This is a genomic window from Bacillus thuringiensis, from assembly GCF_001595725.1.
In the GTDB taxonomy this organism is placed as follows: domain Bacteria; phylum Bacillota; class Bacilli; order Bacillales; family Bacillaceae_G; genus Bacillus_A; species Bacillus_A thuringiensis_K.
In genome coordinates, this window is sequence record NZ_CP014282.1 from 3,594,322 (window position 1) to 3,616,753 (window position 22,432).

The following is a 22,432-nucleotide window of genomic DNA, read 5'->3' on the forward strand; positions in this document are numbered from 1 at the left end:
TGAAGTTCCTTTTACTTATTTTATGTTCAATACGTATGAACCATCTTTATTCTCATATTTATAGACGTATAAATAATATTTACCTGGCTTTGCATTATAAGTTCCTTTAACTACATTTCCTTCATTTTCACCATATGCTACATAGTTATTTAAATCTGATTCATGATGAAGTACCCATGTCATTCCGATATTTTGTTCATTTAGTAGAGAAATATTAATATTTTCCGGCGATTCAATTTGGAAAGTAAAAACATCTACTCTATCACTATTATGTAGCGTTCCTTTCACCGGTGTATGAAAGTTAACTTTATTTGCCTGTCTAGGCTCATTATTTGGTTCATTTTCTGTTACTTGTAATTCATTCCCACCGTTTGGTTTTCTTTGTTCATAGCCTAAGTTTACTAGTATAGACTTCAAATCTGGTAAAACACCAATTTTATCTGCATATGGATCTTTAGATTTTGTTCCTGTGCTCTGGTTGCTTAATATTGCTCTTAGTTCACTAGGTCTATATGGTTGTCCTAAATTTTCTTTAGCAATACTTTGTACTAAAGTCGCTGCCCCAGCAATAATTGGCGAAGCACTTGATGTTCCGCTAAAGCTTGAAGTATAAAGATTTACAGCACTTCTACTTTGCTCGGCTGTAGTTGTATCTACATTTTCTCCCCATCCGTACACATCAATACGGCTTCCATAATTCGAAAACCACATACGTTCATGAGGGAAAGATGAAGAGCCAGCTCCTACCATAATTGCACCCGAATCTTTAAAATCTTTACTATTACGATTTAAGACTTGCTTACCTTTTCTATCTTTGAACTGGTCTAAATCATTCCACCCATTTGCTCCAGCCTCTATAATTACAATCCCCTTATCTGTACCAGCACGAATTGCATCAAAGATATCTGGCTGTACTTCAACAGGTAAATATTTATCACCATATCCATCGAAAGATGCTTGCGCCTCTAACAATAAAACATCCCCAGCTTCTAACTGATTTACAGCGCTTAATATTCCATCAGCCGTATTATACTGTCCGTTATCTCTTATTTGAGAGATAACCTTTGCTTTCGCTTTTGGCGCAATCCCAATATTCCCAACTTCATTGTCCTCAGAGGATACAATTCCTAGTACAGACGTCCCATGACCGACATGCTGATCTATATTTCTTCCAGACATTAATTCAATTTTTTGATGTAATAAATCCTCATGATTTAATAACCATCCGTATTCCATATCAACAAAAGTGATACCATTTCCATTACCACCTTGAATTTCCCAGGCGAAAGGCGCATTAATACCGTATGGGGCCGCTTCAAGATAACCTTGTTTTTTAAATCTAGGATTGTTATTAGGATTAAGAGCTACACTTGATGATTGCACTTCAGGTGGCATTATTTTCTCTTGTTTCTTCATATACGCATCTTCTATTAAAGAAGATGCCTTTAACTTATCTACTATTTCTTCTTCATACCCACTATTTTGATTTTGAAGAATATAGTAGTTTAATAAACTTGTAGATACATGATTAGGTGCTTTCACTTCAAGGTTTTGTATTTGTTCCGGGCTTACAGATGTGAATAAACGAGTAAATGTTACATCTGGATATTCTGTCAAAAGATCTTTTATTACTTTATCATTCGTTTGAGATTGTATTTGTTTTTCAATACCATCTTCATATGGCAAATCCAAATCCGCTTTAAATTTCACAATGATTTGCTTATCTGTTTCTTGTTCTATCCCTGATTTAATCTGCTGTTCTATAGAATCAGCATGTACACTATTGATAGTACCTCCTGTTCCTAAAAGTGTTGTAATGATTACAGTTGACGCACACACTTTTTGAAATATCTTCATTACATTAATCCTCCTATTAATAATAATAATAATTAATCATTACATTAATATATAATGATTTTATTTCTATAACGTATTTCTTTTCTACTAAATAGATTATAGTAATCAGAAATATGAACTTCAATGTATTTTCATATGCAATATTTCATATTCGGACTCTACACTACACGCATATGAAACTTATAGTGATTATTTATTTTATATGTGCTAATATACTTACATTAATATATTACATATATATACATTCCAAACTACATTACTTAATAGTTTCACCTTAATTTTTTCTTAGGAGGATTTACAATGAAATTACTAAAAATCAAACATATAATCCCTTTATCTGCGGCTGCAATTACATTCGTATGTAGTCAAAGTACAGCTGAAGCTTCTACCATTCATACAGTAAAAAAGAACGATACACTTTGGGGCATTAGCAAACAATACGGAGTTTCAATACAATCCATTAAACAGGCTAATAATAAAGGAAACGATCAAACATTTATTGGCGAACAGTTACATATTCCAGGGTCCGTGAAATCAAATGAAATCACTGTTCCTCAAAACGCCAAGCCTGCGAACATTTCTGGACAAATTATTTATCAAGTACAACCGGGAGATTCATTAGAATCGATAGCAAAGCGTTACAATGTCACTGTCCAATCTATAAAACAAATTAACAATACAGTCGGAAATAAGCTTTATACAGGACAACATTTAAAAATCAACTCAAGCATTTCACAAAAAGAAAAAGACTTAATGGCACGCTTAGTTACCGCTGAAGCAGGTGGCGAATCCTATAAAGGAAAAGTAGCAGTAGCGAAAGTTATACTAAATCGTGTGAATGCAAAAGGTTTTCCAAATACAATAACAGGCGTTATTTATGAACCTATTAAATACGGATATGCATTTACTCCTGTTACAGATGGAAGAATTAATCAGCCTGCAAGCGCAGAAGCAAAAATGGCTGTAGAAGAGGCTATCTCCACAAATGGAGTACATTCTGACTGGCTTTATTTCTACAATCCAAAAACATCAACAGACAAGTGGATTACGACACGTCAAACAGTAGCAGTAATCGGTAACCATGTTTTTGCTAAATAAGATTTAAAATCATTAACAGACCTCTTCACTTAAAAGGTCTGTTTTTTTCTATGTAAAATGTTATTAATCATATGACATAGTTATTTTTTAAACTGTTTCTTCTTTCAAATAAAAATTTTTGTATTTACTCCACCACTCGTAGAAATTAATAAAGCATCAAGTTCAAAAACTCTCACTTTATTAATAAAAGCTATTTCTTAACTTCATAAAATTGTTATACACTAGAAAAATAAAAAACAAACTATTCGTTAGCAGGTGGAAGAATATGTATGATGTTACGATTATCGGCGCTGGAGTAAGTAGCATTTTTATGGCTTATTCACTAGCTAAAAGTAACAAAAAAGTTTTAATTCTTGATAAAGGTAAAGCGCTAGAAGAACGCCATTGTCCGTTAGACGAAGGAAAGGCGTGTAATTGTACTACATGTGATAAATATTTCGGGTTTGGTGGTTTAGGAAAATCTGAAGGGAAATTTAATTATACAAACGGATTTGGCGGAGAACTTGAGCAAAAAGTCGGTAAAGAGGGCTTTATACAACTCATGGCTGAAGTAGATGAAATTCTATGTCAGTTTGGTGGAAGTTCGGTTTCAAAATATTCTACTGAAAATTCAAGTCTCACTAAGAGAGCTGAAGCGTGTGGTTTACAAATACTAACAACAGAAGTAAGACATCTTGGTACTACACTTTCCAGTAATATTTTTCAGCAGCTCTATGACTTTTTACTTACGAAAATAAAGATCCAATTTCATATAGATGTACAACATATTCTGAAACAGGAAGATTATTTTACAATAGAGACAAATCAAGGAACAGTTCAAACTAAGCAACTAGTATTTGCAACTGGGCGCTCTGGGGCCGATTGGTTAAAAGAAATGTGCAGTTCCCTAAATATTTCTCAGAAGCAAACACGTGTAGATTTAGGAATTAGAGTAGAAATGAAAGAACATCAATTACGTTCTATATTAAAAGATACTTTTGAAACAAAACTTTCTTATCAAGGTGAGCATTTCACAGCAACTACTTACTGTATGAATCCAAAGGGACGCATCATTCGAAAGTACGAAGAAGGTTTAGTTATGCCTGACGGTCAAAATTTTCGAGAACACGGAACTAGCACTTCTAACCTAAATTTCACTTTATTTATTCCTCGCTATTTTCCAACTCTCAAAGAAGCAAATGTATACGCAAGTTCAATTATTAAAGGCATTAACCAAGGACGAGATCGGATTGTTATACAGCGCTTAGAGGACTTACTAAAGAAACAACCTACGGTGGAAAACAGCATGGAACATAATCGTATACAGCCTACACTACAGGGGGATTATGGAGATTTGAATCAAGAAATCCCTCAATTATATATTGAAGGGCTCAAAGAATTTTTATTCCGTTTAGAACAATTTATACAAGAGCCTATCGATCAACATACTTTACTATATGGAATTGATGGAAAGTTCTATGCTCCTACGATAAGAATTAATAATCATTTTGAAACTAGTATACATGGGCTATTTTTAATTGGAGATTGTTCAGGCGTTACGCATTCATTATCTCAAGCAGCTGCAAGTGGTCTGTATGTTGGAAAGTACTTATCTGACATTTAATTTCTATCATTAAAATGTCAGTCAAATATTTTCAATTTCAAAACACTTTACTTACATATAGTAAAAGTATATTAATAAACCCCCTATCCTTCCCGGCTAATGATTAACCGACAAAAAATCGGGATTTTACAAAATACATGTGTAATATAACTGTATAATTAAAACGATTGGCATTCAATTCTAATAAATTGAATGTCAACAGTTTTAAAAGTCTCTATCCATTTTCACCTTTATTTGTTCGATATTTTGTAACATCATCATAGTGTTTAATATGGTAGGATGTCTATAAGTCAATTTCACTACAACTATGACTTGTTCTGCCCGTTTCTCAAAAAGAGTTATATTTATGCTACTACGCTTTAAAAATCCCCATTGTATATATATGAATACTTCAAATTATTCCCTTTAGAAAACAAAGTCTAAATGGTTCATTACACTCTAATAGTTATAAAAACATAATATATAACTTTAGTTAAATAAATTATATAAAGAAGGTGTAAAAATGAATAACAAAATAAATTTACAAATGCAAAATATAAGTTTTGTTATAATAATGGCTTTAGCAGTATGGTTAAAAACATATCTTATTACGCGATTCAGTTTTGATTTAAAAATCGAGTCTTCAACGCAAGAGCTCATTTTGTTTATTAGCCCTCTAGCCGCATCATTAGCATTTATTGGATTAGCATTATTTGCAACTGGTGAAAAGCGAAATTATATAGCGCTCTGTATTAATTTCTTATTAACAATCGTGCTTGTTGGAAATGTAATGTTCTATGATTTTTATAGTGATTTCGTTACATTACCAGTACTTGGACAAACCTCAAACTTTGGCCAATTAGGCGCCAGTATTATAGAAATATTAAACTACAAAATTATACTCGCATTCGTAGACATTGTTTTCTTCTTTATTCTATTAAAAAAGAAATCATTGGTCTTTAAAACAGAACGTGTAACTCATTCTACGCGCTTGTTATACTTTCTTTTAACGATTGGTGTATTCTTTGCAAATCTACATCTTGCAGAAAAAGAGCGCCCTGAATTATTAACAAGATCATTCGACCGAGTCATGCTTGTCAAAAATTTAGGCTTATATACTCACCAAGTATACGACTTAACACTGCAAGTAAAAGCTGGGTCACAAAAAGCACTTGCTGATAGTAGTAAATTACAAGAAACTGAAAACTACGTAAAAGCAAACCAAAGCGAGCCAAACCCTAATATGTTTGGTGCAGCGAAAGGAAAAAACGTAATTGTCGTCACTCTTGAATCCTTGCAGACCTTCTTAATAGGCGCATCAGTGAACGGGCAAGAAGTTACACCATTCCTAAATGAATTCATAAATGAAAGTTATTACTTTGATAACTTTTTCCATCAAACTGGTCAAGGGAAAACATCTGATTCTGAATTTCTAATCGATACGTCGTTGTATCCATTAAATCGAGGAGCTGTATTCTTTACACACGGTAACAATGATTATACTGCAACTCCAGAAATTTTACGTCAGCAAGGTTATTTCACTTCTGTATTTCATGCGAATAACGCAACATTTTGGAATCGTAATATTATGTACTCCGCTCTTGGTTATGACCGTTACTATAATGAACTTGATTACAAAATCACGCCAGAAACAAATTTAAATTGGGGATTAAAAGATATCGAATACTTTGATCAATCAGTAGATATATTAAAAACTGTTAATCAACCATTCTATGCTCGTTTCCTTACTTTAACAAACCATTATCCATTTACGTATGATGAAGATACAAAATTCATTGAACCATACAACTCTGGTAATGGCGTATTTGATCGTTACATCGTAACAGCACGTTACTTAGACGAATCCATAAAAAAATTTATTGAACGTCTAAAGGCCGAGGGGCTTTACGATAATTCTATTATTGTGTTATACGGTGATCATTATGGCATTTCCGAAAAACATAATCGTGCAATGGCACAGTTTTTAGAAAAAGATCAAATAACAGAATTTGACACTTTAAATTTACAACGTACACCTTTATATATTCATATTCCTGGACAAACAGAAGGTCAAACTATTTCAAAGCCTACGGGACAAATCGATATGAAGCCTACTATTCTAAATTTATTAGGTGTTGATTTTACGAATGATATCCGTTTTGGCCATGATATGTTTTCAGATGAATATACTGGCTTTGTTGTTTTACGTGATGGTAGCTTCGTTACAGATAAGTATGCATACAAAAACAACACTTTCTACGACCGTATAACGGGTGAAATTGTGGATTTACCAAAAAAAGAAGCTCAAGCCCTCATTAAACGTGCACAAAATGAATTACGAATGTCTGACAAAATTATTGAAGGCGATTTATTACGTTTCTCAGAAAGCAATAAAATTAAAACTGGCGAAGTACAAACTAAAATTAAAGAAACAGAAAAATAATCTATATGAAAAAGGAGCAACTTATTACAGTTGCTCCCTTTTACTTTTATTCTACACTTGTTTCTAAAGCTACATCTGTATAGGTATTATCATTACCTATATTTAAAATTACTTCACATTGACGCAATCTCAATTCAAAGAGCATGATAGAATCATGATAAACTTCAGGATTTGATTTCATTTTATGTAACATCTCTTGTTTTTCTTGTATTTCTAATTGCGTATTTTCTACAGCTTGCTTTAAGGAGTTAAATGAATTCCTAAAGAATATATTAATATCTCGCTCTTGTGTGTTTTCAAACAGCTCAAATTGCAAGAAAAATTTCTTCATAATAGAAGCCGTTACTTCAGTATAATCTTCATTTTCTACATACTGTTTATATTTGTTATATAGCATAGATTTATTTTTAGGAAGAACTCCAAATAATTTACCGGCACTTTTTAGTAAAAATTGTGCTGGCGTAAATCGACGTAAAATATTTACTTCATCCATTTGTATTCTAGTCGTCATCCTGTCAGTATCTCTGCGCCAGTCATCAAGCACTTTAAAGTCACATTCTAACTGTATTTTATTTTCTCCAAATAGTGAATTAAGCCCTTCACTAAGTTCTTCTAAATACGTTTGACTTTGAAGAAGCTCATTATTAGAAGTTGCAATCCAATTTTGCATAGAAAGAGCAAGATTAGGTAATACAGTTTGTTCTAAATATTTATGCACTCTTTCATTCATTGCTTTATTTAGTTCCGTATCCATGTGTCCGAAATCACTTTCTTCACTAATTAAATTAGAACAGCTCTTTAATATCTTCGGAATATTTTCGGTAAGATCATTTGTAATTTCAGTCTTCATTGAACGATATGATTGTGTAATGAAATGAATTTTTTCCCTCTCAAATGTAGTAAGGTTATTAATGCTACCGTTTAGTTTCACTAGCATATCTTCATTCCAATTAATCGCATCCACTAAATTATTTTCTTTCTCAACGCGTTTATCCAAAAGATATGTAATTGTTTTTCGAATGAAGAACAATAGCTTTTCAGTACGTTCTGCATCCATATTTTTATGATTAAAGTTAAAATGAATAAACTCAGTTAAATCATTTAATTGTTGACTACTTGTATATAGCGAAGAGTAAGGGAAAATTCTCGCTTGCGGGAAATATGTGTTTATTCTCGCTTGCGTATCATATAATACTCTTTTCACTTCTGCTTCACTGTATATGTTATCGATTTTATTTAATAAGAAATGAATTTGTAAATTTGGTGTATGTTCTTGAATGCTTAATAGAATGTCACGTTCTTTGTCAGTAAAAGGTGAATCCGCATTCAATACGAATAGTAATTCGTCTACAGAATTCAAATATTCGAATATTTCATCTCTAGTGTCGTTATTCCTATTAAAGCCAGGTGTCACTACAAATGTAAGTTTATTTTCATTTAAAAATCTGCATGGTAATTTAAATTCAACACATGCTCTATCTCTATATGTTTGATGGTGTTGAGACATCATATTATAGTAATCAGAGACATCTTCCGTTGTTGTAATTGCAGAGTCTGTTATGGCATTAATTTCTGTATGAGCATCATTTTTTAAAACTACTACATTTGAAATTGATTTTTCTAATATATTTTCTCCTAATATAGAGTTAATAAATGTAGTTTTTCCGTTCCCTGAAGTTCCTGTTACTAAAATACGATTTGTTCTTAAATCTGCGAGCTCGTCAACTAACCATTTAAATCGGTGACCTATTTCTATATTCTGCTTTTGTGCCCACTGTGTAATAGATTCAAAAAGGTGTAAGCTGTACTCTAAGCCATTTACATGATTAATAGAATGTGACAGTAAGTTTTCCGCATGTTCTATATTTGCTGAATCTATTTTGGAAGGGAAAATCTCATCCCATGCCAATACAGCTGCAGATGGAAATACAGCATAAGATGGATTGACTACCTTTAACCAGTTTGCTAACAGATTTGGTATGATATCGTTTAATTGTCTAAGCGTATATTGACCTTGAATTAATGCAAAGTACGTTTCTTCGTAAAGTGCAGAAACTTTGTTCCATATATCAGACGATTGTATTTCAATATGTAAGAAAAATTCATTTATTGTATTAAGCCATAATAAGTAATTTTGTTCATTTCTATAACTGTTCCAAAGTGATGAAACCATTTGCGTAAATTGTACTTGATCTACATTATTTAATGTAACTAATGCATCATAAAAATAATCTGGTGAAATATGTTTAGTAAATCCTTTATCGATATATCCTTTTAACACCTCAAACCACGGATACGATTCTATTCGAATTAACTCATTCACAGCAAGCTCTACTGCACTATCAAAATCTTGTTGTTCCTCATAAAAGGAACGGGCAATTTTTGTTACGTTCGGATAATCAGGATTTAAAGAAACTGCTTCTTTAATAACACCGAAAGCTGAGTCAAAATTATTTTGCTCAATGTAAAGAGAAAGTAATTGTAGCCTAATTTCGGTCATCAATATTTTATTATCAGTAGTAATAGAAGTATAAATGTTTTCAGCAAATGATAACTGATTAAGTTCAAAATAAGCATCCGCAATATTTTTTTGTGCCCATGGTGCTAATTCATTACTAACCTTCTCCCATTTAAAAATAGCTGCTTCAAAATCTTGATGACGATAATAAAATTCACCTTGCGCAAAACGAATATAAGACCCATCAGAAATCTCATTTTTTTCTTCGTTTACATAAGCTTGTCCAAGTACGTCAAGAGTTGGCTTTGTTTCATTCTCCATTAGGAATGTCTCATAATACATCTTTTTTATTAATTGTTTTTCTAATCTCATCTTTTCCCCCACTATATCTTGAAAATACATTTTTAAGATATATCAGTACTTTTTGTATGTATGCTTTTTATCTTAACAAAGAATATCTTTTGGAAAATTTCATTTTCCTTTCATTTTTCAAGTTAGATTGAATTTTTATGAGAAAAATTTCAGTTTTTTTTCAATTCCCTTTCAGTTATGAAACAGCATTAAATGTTCCTAATAACCTAATAACACTATAATATTCCACATTATATTATCAGGAAAACCCCATATAAACCATATTATAAAAACAATCTATAACGAATTTATATGCATAATTCACTGTGCTGTCAAACAAAAAAACAACAATAGGAGCCAACATCTATTCATACCATTTCTTTCTCAAATTGTTTTCCTTTAAAATGTTTCAGTAGTTATGTAATTAAATTCCATTAACCTATATAAATAACTAGTCCAAAAAAAATCTATATGCATATCATGTTATAGTAAAGAATTTAGGAAATCCTAAAAGGAGGCATTTTCATGTTTGAAGATAAATCTAAAATAAACTACCCATATGAATTTACTGAAACTACAACAGTTCCTCTAAAGAACCCCATTGATAAAAAATTCAAGAACGGCTCTGGTACACATACTTTCCCAATTAAGAAGCATTATAAAGAGCAAGTTCTATACACTGAAAAAATCAATAATAATAAAAATAAATAATTGTATAGACCCTTATAACAATTAGCCAAATAAGAAGCAACATTTAACCATGCATAGTTATTTGGTTAGTAATGTAGAAATCTTTATTAGACAATTCATGCACCTTTTAAAAAGTGCTGTATACAGCGCTTTTTTATACATAGATAAATTTAAGCTAACGCAACCAAGAAATAAACTGTAAAATTACTCCACCATATTTTCGTTTAACAATTAAATCTACATATGAAAAGGGAGCAACAGTAAATGTTGCTCCCTTTTGAAATATAATTTTATTCACTCTACATAACCCTCTTAAACATCTTCTCCAACTCATAAGTAGAATGATGCACAAGAATTGGTCTTCCGTGCGGGCATGTGTACGGGTTTGTTGTTGTACGTAGTTCTTCCAGTAAAGCAAATATTTGATCGTTCGTTAAATATTGATTCGCTTTAATGGATGCTTTACAGCTCATCATGATAGCTGCTTCTTCACGTAACTTCTTAATATCAACTTTTTTTAGTTTAACAACTTGCTCCATCATTTCATCGATAATTTCTGTTTCTTGTCCTTTCGGGAACCACGTTGGATGCGAGCGGACGATAAAGGATTGATGGCCAAATTGCTCCAAGAATAGACCAACTTTTTTTAGTTCTTCTAGTTGCTCTTCGACACGTAAAAATTCAGTAAGAGATAAATCGATGCGGTACGGTACAAGTAATTCTTGTACTTCTTGCGCTACCCTTCCTACTTTATCACGAAAGTATTCATAATTAATACGTTCCTGCGCGGCATGCTGGTCAATCATATATAAGCCTTTATCATTTTGAGCGAAAATATATGTTCCATGCATTTGTCCAATTGGATAAAGCGGTGGTAAGTCATTCCCGTTCATTTCAATCTCTTTTATTTCCCGAACTTCTTCTTCTAATTCCTCTAGTTCAAAGTCCTCTTCGTTACTGTCCCACGATTTCTTTTCTTGAATTGGCTCTTCAATTATCGGTTTAGTGGATGGTTGCCAACTTTGTTCTTCTCTCACGAGTGACTGTGGTGGTTGCCATTCTTGCTTCGGTGGTTGCCAAAGCTGCGCTGGCTGTTTTACAGCCTCTGGTTCTTCTTGTTTTGCATCCATGCCAGTCGGTAAAACGATGTCCGGCATAGATGGTTCTTTCGGCTTCGCATGCTCAAACTGGAACTGTTCTTGCACACTTTCGTCTTTTTCTTTTTTCTTCGTTGTTACACCTGCATCTGGAATAAGCTGTATTTTTTTAAATGCCGCTTGCAATGTTTCTTCAATCAGCTTTAGTAATTCCTGTTCTTTACTAAAACGAACTTCTAATTTCGCTGGATGTACGTTAACATCAACTAGCATTGGATCCATTTCAATCGATAAGAAGCCAATTGGATACCGGCCAACTGGCAGTAATGTATGGTACCCTTGCTGAATTGCTTTCATTAATACAAAGTTTCGAACGTAACGACCATTTACAATTGTTGACATATAATTACGAGATGCTCTCGTTACTTCTGGTAATGTTACATAGCCTTTAATTGTAAAGTCTAAAGATTCGGCTTCAATTGGAACAAGCTTCTTCGCAACTTGAATACTGTAAATCGATGCAAGTACTTGTCTTACATCACCGTTACCTGACGTATGAAGCAATTTCTTTTCATTATGAAACAGTTTTAACGATACTTCTGGATGTGACATTGCAATACGATACACGATATCTGTAATATTTCCGAGCTCTGTATGAATGGTTTTCATATATTTAAGACGTGCTGGAGTATTAAAGAATAAGTTTTGTACTGTAATATCTGTTCCTTTTCGGCTCGCAGTCTTCTCTTGCTTTATAATGTCTCCACCTTTAATAATAAGGTGTGTACCAGGCGCATCACCTGTGCTAGTAATTAATTCTAATTCACTAACTGAAGCAATACTCGGCAATGCCTCACCGCGGAAACCGAGTGTTCTTATGCGGAACAAATCGTTTTCATCTTTAATTTTACTCGTTGCATGACGTTCAAAAGCGACGATACAGTCTTCTTCTGCAATACCATCACCGTTATCAATGATACGAATTTTCGATAACCCAGCTTCTTCTAAGTGGATTTCAATAGATGTACTATTCGCATCGATAGAATTTTCCACAAGTTCTTTTACGACTGAAGCAGGGCGCTCTACTACTTCCCCTGCCGCAATTAGGTTAGAGAGTTGATCATCGAGTTTGCGAATTTTCCCCATCTACTTACTCATCCTTTCTTTAACTTTTTCTGTAAGCGATACAATTCGTTCATCGCTTCTAAAGGTGTCATATCAAGTAAATCAATTTTTTTAATTTGCGCAAGTACTGCCGTTTCTTTTGCATCTAGAACTGGCTTGTCTTGTTTTTTCGAAGACTGCTCTGCGCCAAAGAACGATAGTTGTGATTCTTCTTCAGCCTCTACTTTCGTCTCTTGTATTTCTACTGGTTCTTCTTTTACAACTACAGCATCTGGAGTAACTTCTTGTACTTTCACTTCTGTACGCTTTGGAATAATAATTTCTTCCTGTCCTTCTAGTTGTGCTAACACTTCTTTCGCACGAGCGATTAAGCTATCTGGAAGCTCCGCAAGTTGCGCAACGTGAATACCGTAACTCTTATCAGCTGCTCCATCTTGAATTTTATGAAGGAATACTACTTTTCCATTCTCTTCAATTGCTGAAACGTGTACATTTTTCAGTTGATCTAAACTCTCTTCTAACACCGTCAATTCGTGATAATGCGTAGAGAATAACGTTTTTGCACCAATTTGGTCATGAATATGTTCAATAATCGCTTGTGCAAGTGCCATACCATCATACGTAGATGTACCGCGTCCAATTTCATCGAATAAAATTAAGCTTCTTTCAGATGCGTTTGCAATTGCATTTTTCGCTTCTAACATTTCGACCATAAATGTACTTTGACCTGAAATTAAATCATCTGCTGCACCAATTCTCGTAAAGATTTGGTCAAATACAGGTAATACTGCTTCTGTTGCTGGTACGAAACAACCGATTTGCGACATAACCGTTACAAGTGCTAATTGTCTCATATACGTACTTTTACCAGACATGTTCGGCCCTGTAATTAAAAAGACATCCATATTCTCTGGCATAATACAATCATTCGGTACATACAATTTCCCGTTCAATACTTTTTCAACGACAGGATGACGACCATCTTTAATAAAGATTTCGCGCTTTGTTGTCAGTACAGGTTTTACAAACTGTTCTTCTTCACTAACTGTCGCAAAACTTTGCAGTACGTCTAATTCACTAATTACTTTCGCTAAATGTTGTAATTTCGGAATAAATACTTTTACTTCTTCACGAAGTGCTGTAAATAAATCGTATTCTAGCTGTACAATCTTTTCTTCAGCTTCTAAAATTAACGTTTCTTTTTCTTTCAGTTCATCTGTAATGAAACGTTCAGCATTAGCAAGCGTCTGTTTACGCTCATAGCGACCTTCTGGAAGTGCTGCAAGATTCGCTTTCGTTACTTCAATGTAGTAACCGAAAATACGGTTGTATCCGATTTTTAACGATTTAATTCCAGTAATATCACGTTCTCTTTTTTCAAGCTCGGCAATCCACGTTTTCCCGTTTTTACTAACGTAACGATATTGATCAAGCTTGTCATTATAACCATCTTTAATAATATCTCCATCTTTAATCGAAAGCGGTGGGTTTTCTTGAATACTTCTTCCTAGTAATTCTGTTAAGCTTTCACATGGATCTGCACCTTGAATTAATCTCGATGCATAAGCGTTATCTAACAAACTAATTGCTTCTAAAATAGCTGGTACTTGAAGTAATGAACGTCTTAATTGTAATAAGTCTCTTGCATTTACGTTACCAAATGCAACTTTTCCTGCTAAACGTTCTAAATCATATACTTCTTTTAACTTTTCTTTTAAATCTTCACGTAAGAAGTAATCATTTACAAACGTTTCAACCATTTCTAAACGCTCTTCAATTCTTTCTTTCTGTATAAGTGGACGTTCCATCCACTGTTTTAACATGCGACCACCCATAGCTGTTTTCGTCTTATCCAATAACCATAATAGTGATCCTGTTTTTTCTTTCGTTCGAAGTGTTTCTGTCAGTTCTAAATTTCGCTTTGAATGTACATCAATTTTCATAAATTGATTCGTATAATAAATTTCTACTGGTTGCAAATGATCTAAAGAACGTTTTTGCGTTCTTATTACATAGTTAAATAAACGTCCAACTGCTTTAATTAATTTTGCTTGTGAAACATTTTTCACAAGATGTTCTAATCCTTCCGGAATTGCCGTTGCATCTTCATACGAAATCGTCATTTTCAATGTTTCAGTTAACTTGTTTAGTTCATCTTTAGAAAATGAAGAATCAACAACAATTTCTTTCGAACCAGTTGCATACACTTCTAATAAAATATCTTCTACTGAACCAGTCAATAACGTTACTGTATTTTGTCCAGTCGTTAAGTCGTTACAAGCTAATGCATATGATCCATCTTCAAAATGTGTTAATGCAGCTAAGAAGTTGTTTTCTTTCTCATCAATTGTACGCCCTTCCATCATCGTTCCTGGCGTAATTAATTGTACTACTTCACGACGTACTACACCTTTAGCTGTTTTCGGATCTTCTACTTGCTCACAAACAGCTACTTTATATCCTTTTTCAACAAGTTGTTCAATATAGTTTTTAGCCGCATGATACGGTACACCGCACATTGGTATACGTTCACTACTACCGCCATCTCGGCTCGTTAATGTAATTTCAAGTTCATGAGCTGCTTTTACAGCATCCTCAAAGAACATTTCATAAAAATCGCCTAAGCGAAAAAATAAAAAGGCATCTTGATAATCTGCCTTAACCTTTAAATATTGCTGTATCATAGGCGTATATTGAGTCATACTTTTCCTCCATAATTCTTACATGATAATCTATTTTCATATATGTCGCATTTCACGGACACTCTTATCTCCTATTTCAGGAGTCTTTCTTCATTATAACATATTTCATAAAGAATCATGTTCATTCAGCGCCACTTATGTAAAGTAAAAAGCTAGGAAGAACTTCTCCCTAGCTTTCTATTACTCTTCTTCTGCATCAACGATAAAGTTTGGATCTAATTCTTCAAATTCATCATCAGCAATTTGGAAATCATCATCTGATTCTACGCAGCCTTCAGGATTTACACTTACACAAATTTTCGTTTCTCCAACTACTTCTGTTACAAATTCACGTTCTACAGTTACAACAATTTTATTACCATTTGGTGATACAAGTGCTTCTAAACAATTTGGCGGCTGAATAACACGAGCAATAATTTCTAAATCGTCACCAGAAAAGTTTTTATCACGATAACCAATACTTACTTCGTCCGTGTAGTTCACACGTTCTGTTACAACTTCAGTCTTTGTATTTCCATCAAATGAATACCAAGTGTTCACATCATAGAAACCTTCAATTTCCACATGCTTTCCATTCTTTCTTGCTTCGTACGAGTGGTTAATTACCCAGCACCCTAAAATACTTGTTGGTTCATTATTCGATTCACATGTATGCGTTGACTTTGTATACTTACGTCCTTTTCCAACCACTGCTTTTGTAATAATCTCTCTAAATTCGGACATTCGTAACCCTCCTCAATCACTATTCACTTAATCATATGCGTGACAATAGCGGAATGTGTCATTCTTTTTTTGAGAAGAACTTACGTTTAATCCACAAAAAAAAGAGATGTCAATATGACATCTCTTTAACAACCACAATTTCCTTTTTTACTTTCTACCGCTGCGCCAGTTTCACCCTTTAGTACATCGCCACCAGTTGAAATTAATATTTCATCTGTTACGTTGTTAGAAATTGTACTAGCAACTAACTGTAATAAGTCATTTACGTATGTTTGTGAAGATTTAAATTGTTGTACGACTGGAATACTGTCTAACTTATCTTGCAATGCATCAATTTCAGCTTCTACCTTTTTTAAAGCTTCCCATTTCCCGTAATGTTGCAAGTTTACAGCTTGTTTTTGCAGTGCTTTAATTTCATCGATTGCGCGCTTTACATTTTCATTTTTATGAATTTGCGCCTCTGCTTTCTTAAAAAAATCAACTTCTTCTGTTTCAGAAATCATTTTTGCTAATTCTTTCGCTTGTTCAACAATGTCATCTTTCGAATATACTTTCATCTATTATTTCACCTCAATCGGCTCTTCAACTAATTCCCCGTTAAGAGACCAAGTTTTTGCTTCCGTTACTTTTACTTTCACAAGCTGACCAATTAAAGATTTTGAAGCGACGAAGTTTACAAGTTTATTCGTACGAGTATAACCTGCAAGTACTTCCGGATTATTTTTACTTTCCCCATCAACTAACACTTCTACAATTTGACCTTTATAACGACTATTCTTTTCAATTGCCAACGTATTTACTAGTGTATTTAAGCGTTGAAGACGTTCTTTCTTCACTTCCATCGGTACATTATCTTTCATTTTTGCAGCTGGTGTACCTTCGCGAGGAGAATAAATAAATGTAAAGGCAGTATCAAATCCTACTTCACGATATAACGACATCGTTTCTTCAAATTGCTCATCTGTTTCATTTGGGAAACCAACGATAATATCTGTCGTTAATACTGCATCTGGAATTGCTTCTTTAATTTTTCTTACAAGTTCTAAATAATGCTCACGCGAATATTTACGCGCCATAATTTTCAGCATATCTGTACTTCCAGATTGAACTGGTAAATGGATATGTTCTACTAGGTTGCCACCTTTGCCAAGCACTTCAATTAAGTGATCATCGAAATCACGTGGATGACTCGTTGTAAAACGAATACGGGCAATATCAACTTTACGGAGCTCGTCCATTAAATCGCCAAGACCGTATTCTATATCTTCAAAGTCTTTACCATATGCATTTACGTTTTGTCCAAGTAACGTAATTTCTTTATAACCATTTGCAGCTAAATGACGAATCTCTTGGATAATATCTTCTGGACGTCTGCTTCGCTCTTTTCCTCGTGTATACGGTACAATACAATACGTACAGAACTTATCACAGCCATACATAATATTTACCCAAGCTTTAATGTCACCACGACGTACTTTCGGAAGGTTTTCAATTACGTCACCTTCTTTTGACCATACTTCAACTACCGTCTCTTTCGAGAACATCGCATCTTTTAGAATGTACGGTAATCTATGAATATTATGCGTTCCAAATACCATATCTACATGCTGATTTTTTTGCATAATTTTATTTACAACAGATTCTTCTTGAGACATACAACCACATACACCAATTAAAAGGTCCGGATTTCTTCGTTTGAGTGACTTTAAATGGCCTAGTTCACCAAACACTTTATTTTCAGCATTTTCACGAATCGCACAAGTATTTAATAAAACTACATCTGCATCCTCAGTTGAAAAAGTTGGTTCATATCCAAGCGTTGTGAAAATACCTGCCATTACTTCCGTATCATGCTCATTCATTTGACAACCATATGTACGAATATAGAATTTTCTTCCTGTACCAAAATTGCGAAACTCTTCAGGTAAGCCAAAATCCCGTTCAATTTTAACTTCTTCTTTCCCCCGCTTTTTCGCATCCTTTAAGGAAGGTGGTTGATATACACTTTCAAAGTATTTACTATAATCTTTCTCTTCTTTTTTCGTAGAGGAATTTGCTTGTTGACTTGCTAATCGTTGTTGCTCGTTCATCGGTAATCTCCTTTCACCCTTAACTATACATACTCTATAGTCCATTTTAATGCGCCTAGACTCACCTCAAAAATGGTTAGATAGCTTGAGAGATAACTTGTCCTTTGAAACTTGAGTAATCAATCTAATCATTCATAAGAATGAAGTCTTCCCCACGCAAATAGACATTCCCTTTTTATCATTTCTTGTTGTCCTACCCAAAGCATATTGCTTTATCCCTATAAACATTACCATAGTATGATGTATTTCGCCAATTTTAACAATAAAGAGGTCCTTTATTATCTTACATTTCATAAGCAATGAACTTGCTATTTTCATACAACGATTTATATATTATTTTACCATTCTGAATTTTCTAAGTAAACAAGACTATCCTATATTTTTGCGCATAAAAAAGGTTGCCAAATTGGCAACCTCCTCTTCTTACATTACATAAATTCAGCAACAAGCTCATCAAACATTTTCTGATCCATATTTAAATCAGATTTCACTAAAGGCTCTTCACTATACCCTTTAACAAGTTCTTGATATGATGGTTGCTTAGTATTTTGATAAATTAAACCTGTTACTAAACCGTTATTTTCCATTAACGTTTGCATAGCCATCATACGATTAGATGGATCATATCCCTCTACCGTGCTTAGTTTCGTTAAGTTCTCTTTAAACCAATCGTAAGTATTTACTTTATTGTAAGTAACACATGGGCTAAATACGTTAATTAATGAGAATCCTTTATGGTTAATACCAGCTTCAATAATTTGTGTTAATTCTTTTAAATCACTCGAAAAGCTTTGCGCCACAAATGTCGCACCAGCTGTTAAAGCCATTTCCATTACATTTAGTGATGGTTCAATTGAACCTTGTGGTGTGCTTTTCGTTTTAAATCCAGCTTCACTACGTGGTGAAGTTTGCCCTTTTGTTAATCCGTAAATTTGGTTATCCATTACGATGTACGTAATGTCGATATTACGACGAATAGAATGGATTGTATGTCCCATACCAATCGCAAATCCATCACCGTCACCACCTGAAGCGATAACTGTTAAATCACGATTTGCCATTTTCACACCTTGTGCAATCGGAAGGGCACGACCATGAATACTATGCACACCATATGAATTAATATAACCTGAAATACGGCCTGAACAGCCGATACCAGAAATAACAGCAAGTTCATCTGGATTTAAGCCAACGTTAGCTGCTGCACGTTGAATTGCAGCTTGCACTGAGAAGTCTCCGCAACCTGGGCACCAGTTTGGCTTTACACTGTTACGAAAGTCCTTAAATGTTGCCATTTAATACAACCCCTTTTTTGCATTCGTTGTAAATCTCTTTCGGCAAGAATGGGTTTCCATCATATTTTAAAAGACTAGAAATTTTCTCACCATTACCAAGATTCATTTTCATAATGTTAGCAAGCTGACCTGTTGCATTGTTTTCTACTACTACAACACGCTTCGCCTTTTTCACAAGTGGATCGATTTCAGCTGTTGGGAACGGGTGAATTAAACGCACATGAGCATGGTTTACTTTCATACCCTCTTGTTCTAAACGCGTCATTGCCTCTTCGATTGCACCACGAGTTGAGTTAAATCCAACAAGCAATACGTCTGCTTCTTCATGCTTAACATTTTTATAAACAGGGGTATTAAACTTCAAGTTCTCCATTTTACGGAAACGTTTGTCCATTTGATCTTTACGGTTTATTGCTGATTCCGATGGTTTTCCAGTTTCATCATGTTCTACACCTGTAACATGGTGAACACCATTTTTCATACCAGGTAAAACACGCGGTGAAACGCCGTCTTCTGTTACTTCATAACGCTTGAAGTATGCTTTATTTTCACGTTCTGGTAATTCTGCTTCTAAATCAAGCTTACCACGACGAATTTCCACTTTATCTAATTTAAGTGGTTCTACTGTTTGTTTTCCTAACGAAAGCTGTAAATCTGTTAAGAAAATAACAGGAACTTGATATTCTTCAGATAAGTTAAATGCTTCTACAATGTCATAGAAAGCTTCTTCAACTGTACTTGGCGCCATTACGATTTTTGGAATTTCACCATGCGTACCGTAAATCATCGCCATTAAGTCAGACTGTTCTTGCTTCGTTGGTAATCCTGTACTTGGGCCGCCACGTTGTGTATCAACAATTACTAATGGGGTTTCTGTAATACCTGCTAAACCGATTGCTTCCATCATTAATGAAAGACCAGGACCAGCAGATGCCGTTAATGTACGAACACCAGCATAGTTTGCACCGATTGCCATTGTACAAGCTGCGATTTCATCCTCAGTTTGGATTACTGTTCCGCCGACTTTCGGTAATTTTTTAATTAAATATTCCATAATTTCTGATGCAGGTGTGATTGGGTATGCTGACATAAAACGAGCACCACCAGCTACCGCACCAAATGCAATTGCATCGTTTCCAATCATAAACATGCGTTTTTTACCATCAGCTTTTTCAAGCTGCATCATGTTTACTTTCTCACCTAGTAATTCTTTCATATATTGAGAGCCACGTTTAATTGCGTCCATATTCTTTTGAACGACTTGCTCTCCTTTACGACCAAAGATTTCTTCAACAACATCTAAATAAGCTGTTTCATCTAATCCTAATACTGCACTTGATGCTCCAACAGCAACCATGTTTTTCATTAATGATGTGCCTAATTCCGAAGCAATATCTGTAAACGGTATCACATATAGATTTACATCTGTATTGTCAGGTATTGTTGGATTAAATTTCGCATCCGCAACTACAATTCCACCTGGACGTAGTTCGTGGAAATTAAAATCAATTGTTTCTTGGTCAAAAGCAATTAAAATATCTAAATCATCTGAGATCGCTCGTACTTCTGTTGTACTTACACGAATTTTATTATTTGTATGGCCGCCTTTTATACGTGATGAGAAGTGGCGGTAACCGTATAGGTAATATCCTAATCGGTTTAATGCAATACAGAAGATTTCTCCTGTACTTTCAATTCCTTCACCTTGTTGGCCTCCAACTTTCCATGAAAGTTGACTAATCATCTCCTACACCCCTTTTGGCTGCATTCATTGTAGTGTATTTTTTTACAGTAATAGTTTAGCATTTTTTATGCAAATAAACTACAACGGACGCAAATTATGCCTCTTCTGATTTCCCTGAATCTTTAGTATAAAGCTATTTTGTTTTTCATTCTAGTATTAGGTCTTAAAAAAAGCAATAAAATCAAATGAATTAATTTTAATTTTTCTGAATTTTAAGTCAAAATTCAGAAACTCATATGTTCTACAAAATTATCATATAAAAATCGTTCTACAGTAGATGCAGCATAGTGTTTGCAAAGCTCGTTCATTACATTTTCATAATCTCGATACGCTGATACATTTACAACTGTATCTACAATCCCATCAAAATCTGAACCAAACCCTATATTGTTTTCTCCACCTAGCGAGCAAATATATTCGATATGTTTTATTATATCTGTTATATTTGCTTCATTTTCATTCGTTAGGAACTGTGGTACAAAAGTGACACCGATCATGCCATTTTTCTTTATAAGAGCTTTAAGTTGTTCATCATTCAAATTACGTGGGTGCTCACAAAGTTTCATACAATTTGAGTGGGAGGCAATAGGATTTTTTACAATTTCTATCACATCCCAAAAGCTTCTTTCATTCAGATGAGACACATCAGTCCATACATGTAACGTATTAAGTTCTTGTACAACTTGTTTACCAAAAGTCGTTAAACCCGCCCCACGCGTCTCTAGCGCACCATCAGCTAAGAAATTGGCATAGTTCCATGTCAGTCCAAAAGAACGTACTCCTAGGCGATACAACAACCGTAATTTCATTGCATCTTTTCCAATTGCTTCGCATCCTTCTAGTGTTAATATCGCTCCAACCTCGTCCTGTTTTAACCCGTTAATATCATCTTTTGTCTGAATAAACTTTACACCTGGTAGGGATAAAATTTCATTATAAAAAATATCCACCATTTGTAATGCTACTTCAAATCGGTTTTCATATGCCACTGTTTCTGGCACATATATAGCAAAACATTGTATACTTCCTTTTCTTCTCTTTAACTGTTCAAATGTAATATGTAATTTTGAATCATCTTTAAAATTCCTTTTCCCTTGTGCACTCCATAACTGAAGAAGCACGTCACAATGAGCATCAAAAATTTTCATTTTCATTCCTCCATTATAAAAACAACCTG

At 34.0% G+C, this 22,432-nt stretch carries 14 protein-coding genes; 4 read left to right on the top strand and 10 right to left on the bottom strand.

Annotated features, from left to right (window positions below; genetic code table 11):
* Window positions 1-15: 15 nt before the first annotated feature.
* A complete protein-coding gene (locus AXW78_RS17815; RefSeq protein WP_061884509.1) occupies window positions 16-1,857 on the bottom strand; it encodes a S8 family peptidase in 1,842 nt (613 codons plus the stop codon).
* Window positions 1,858-2,157: 300 nt separating this feature from the next.
* Here AXW78_RS17815 and AXW78_RS17820 point away from each other — a divergent pair, with 300 nt between their 5' ends.
* The 3 genes from AXW78_RS17820 to AXW78_RS17830 all read left to right on the top strand — a co-directional run bounded on the left by AXW78_RS17820 (window position 2,158) and on the right by AXW78_RS17830 (window position 6,980).
* Window positions 2,158-2,955, top strand: a complete 798-nt coding sequence (locus tag AXW78_RS17820) for a cell wall hydrolase (protein ID WP_000771012.1) — start codon at window positions 2,158-2,160, stop codon at window positions 2,953-2,955.
* Window positions 2,956-3,220: 265 nt separating this feature from the next.
* Complete coding sequence (locus AXW78_RS17825; RefSeq protein WP_061884510.1) at window positions 3,221-4,558, top strand: NAD(P)/FAD-dependent oxidoreductase; 1,338 nt, start codon at window positions 3,221-3,223, stop codon at window positions 4,556-4,558.
* Between the two features lie 502 nt (window positions 4,559-5,060).
* Complete coding sequence (locus AXW78_RS17830; RefSeq protein ID WP_001060334.1) at window positions 5,061-6,980, top strand: LTA synthase family protein; 1,920 nt, start codon at window positions 5,061-5,063, stop codon at window positions 6,978-6,980.
* A 46-nt stretch (window positions 6,981-7,026) separates the two neighbouring features.
* Here the strand turns inward: AXW78_RS17830 and AXW78_RS17835 are convergent, their stop codons facing one another.
* Complete coding sequence (locus AXW78_RS17835; protein ID WP_001235315.1) at window positions 7,027-9,810, bottom strand: dynamin family protein; 2,784 nt, start codon at window positions 9,808-9,810, stop codon at window positions 7,027-7,029.
* A gap of 504 nt (window positions 9,811-10,314) precedes the next feature.
* Here AXW78_RS17835 and AXW78_RS17840 point away from each other — a divergent pair.
* Window positions 10,315-10,500: a hypothetical protein gene (locus AXW78_RS17840; RefSeq protein WP_000461135.1), complete on the top strand. Its 186-nt coding sequence runs from the start codon at window positions 10,315-10,317 to the stop codon at window positions 10,498-10,500.
* A 278-nt stretch (window positions 10,501-10,778) separates the two neighbouring features.
* On the opposite strand, the gene mutL is transcribed toward AXW78_RS17840, so the two are convergent.
* The 8 genes from mutL to AXW78_RS17880 form a co-directional block, all read right to left on the bottom strand.
* The gene (gene mutL / locus AXW78_RS17845) at window positions 10,779-12,722 is read right to left on the bottom strand and encodes a DNA mismatch repair endonuclease MutL (protein ID WP_000516462.1); all 1,944 of its coding nucleotides are present in this window, start codon (window positions 12,720-12,722) and stop codon (window positions 10,779-10,781) included.
* An 8-nt stretch (window positions 12,723-12,730) separates the two neighbouring features.
* Window positions 12,731-15,403, bottom strand: coding sequence for a DNA mismatch repair protein MutS (gene mutS / locus AXW78_RS17850; protein ID WP_000196024.1), 2,673 nt, complete (start codon window positions 15,401-15,403; stop codon window positions 12,731-12,733).
* A 180-nt stretch (window positions 15,404-15,583) separates the two neighbouring features.
* A complete protein-coding gene (cotE, locus tag AXW78_RS17855; protein ID WP_001288799.1) occupies window positions 15,584-16,126 on the bottom strand; it encodes an outer spore coat protein CotE in 543 nt (180 codons plus the stop codon).
* Between the two features lie 125 nt (window positions 16,127-16,251).
* Complete coding sequence (locus AXW78_RS17860; protein WP_000870461.1) at window positions 16,252-16,683, bottom strand: YlbF/YmcA family competence regulator; 432 nt, start codon at window positions 16,681-16,683, stop codon at window positions 16,252-16,254.
* Between the two features lie 3 nt (window positions 16,684-16,686).
* Window positions 16,687-18,216, bottom strand: coding sequence for a tRNA (N6-isopentenyl adenosine(37)-C2)-methylthiotransferase MiaB (gene miaB / locus AXW78_RS17865; protein WP_001005391.1), 1,530 nt, complete (start codon window positions 18,214-18,216; stop codon window positions 16,687-16,689).
* A gap of 428 nt (window positions 18,217-18,644) precedes the next feature.
* Complete coding sequence (locus AXW78_RS17870) at window positions 18,645-19,511, bottom strand: 2-oxoacid:ferredoxin oxidoreductase subunit beta (RefSeq protein WP_000190155.1); 867 nt, start codon at window positions 19,509-19,511, stop codon at window positions 18,645-18,647.
* On the bottom strand, window positions 19,498-21,255 hold the full coding sequence (locus AXW78_RS17875; RefSeq protein WP_000625417.1) for a 2-oxoacid:acceptor oxidoreductase subunit alpha: 1,758 nt from the start codon (window positions 21,253-21,255) through the stop codon (window positions 19,498-19,500). The genes AXW78_RS17870 and AXW78_RS17875 overlap by 14 nt, the downstream gene beginning before the upstream one ends.
* 224 nt (window positions 21,256-21,479) lie before the next feature.
* Window positions 21,480-22,403, bottom strand: a complete 924-nt coding sequence (locus AXW78_RS17880) for a dipeptidase (protein WP_000688039.1) — start codon at window positions 22,401-22,403, stop codon at window positions 21,480-21,482.
* Between the last annotated feature and the right edge of the window lie 29 nt (window positions 22,404-22,432).

Coding starts and splice junctions, on each gene's coding strand:
- AXW78_RS17815 (WP_061884509.1), bottom strand. CDS start 1,857: ATGAAGATATTTCAAAAAGTGTGTGCGTCAACTGTAATCATTACAACA.
- AXW78_RS17870 (WP_000190155.1), bottom strand. CDS start 19,511: ATGGCAACATTTAAGGACTTTCGTAACAGTGTAAAGCCAAACTGGTGC.
- mutS (WP_000196024.1), bottom strand. CDS start 15,403: ATGACTCAATATACGCCTATGATACAGCAATATTTAAAGGTTAAGGCA.
- AXW78_RS17825 (WP_061884510.1), top strand. CDS start 3,221: ATGTATGATGTTACGATTATCGGCGCTGGAGTAAGTAGCATTTTTATG.
- mutL (WP_000516462.1), bottom strand. CDS start 12,722: ATGGGGAAAATTCGCAAACTCGATGATCAACTCTCTAACCTAATTGCG.
- AXW78_RS17835 (WP_001235315.1), bottom strand. CDS start 9,810: ATGAGATTAGAAAAACAATTAATAAAAAAGATGTATTATGAGACATTC.
- AXW78_RS17880 (WP_000688039.1), bottom strand. CDS start 22,403: ATGAAAATTTTTGATGCTCATTGTGACGTGCTTCTTCAGTTATGGAGT.
- AXW78_RS17830 (WP_001060334.1), top strand. CDS start 5,061: ATGAATAACAAAATAAATTTACAAATGCAAAATATAAGTTTTGTTATA.
- cotE (WP_001288799.1), bottom strand. CDS start 16,126: ATGTCCGAATTTAGAGAGATTATTACAAAAGCAGTGGTTGGAAAAGGA.
- miaB (WP_001005391.1), bottom strand. CDS start 18,216: ATGAACGAGCAACAACGATTAGCAAGTCAACAAGCAAATTCCTCTACG.
- AXW78_RS17875 (WP_000625417.1), bottom strand. CDS start 21,255: ATGATTAGTCAACTTTCATGGAAAGTTGGAGGCCAACAAGGTGAAGGA.
- AXW78_RS17860 (WP_000870461.1), bottom strand. CDS start 16,683: ATGAAAGTATATTCGAAAGATGACATTGTTGAACAAGCGAAAGAATTA.
- AXW78_RS17840 (WP_000461135.1), top strand. CDS start 10,315: ATGTTTGAAGATAAATCTAAAATAAACTACCCATATGAATTTACTGAA.
- AXW78_RS17820 (WP_000771012.1), top strand. CDS start 2,158: ATGAAATTACTAAAAATCAAACATATAATCCCTTTATCTGCGGCTGCA.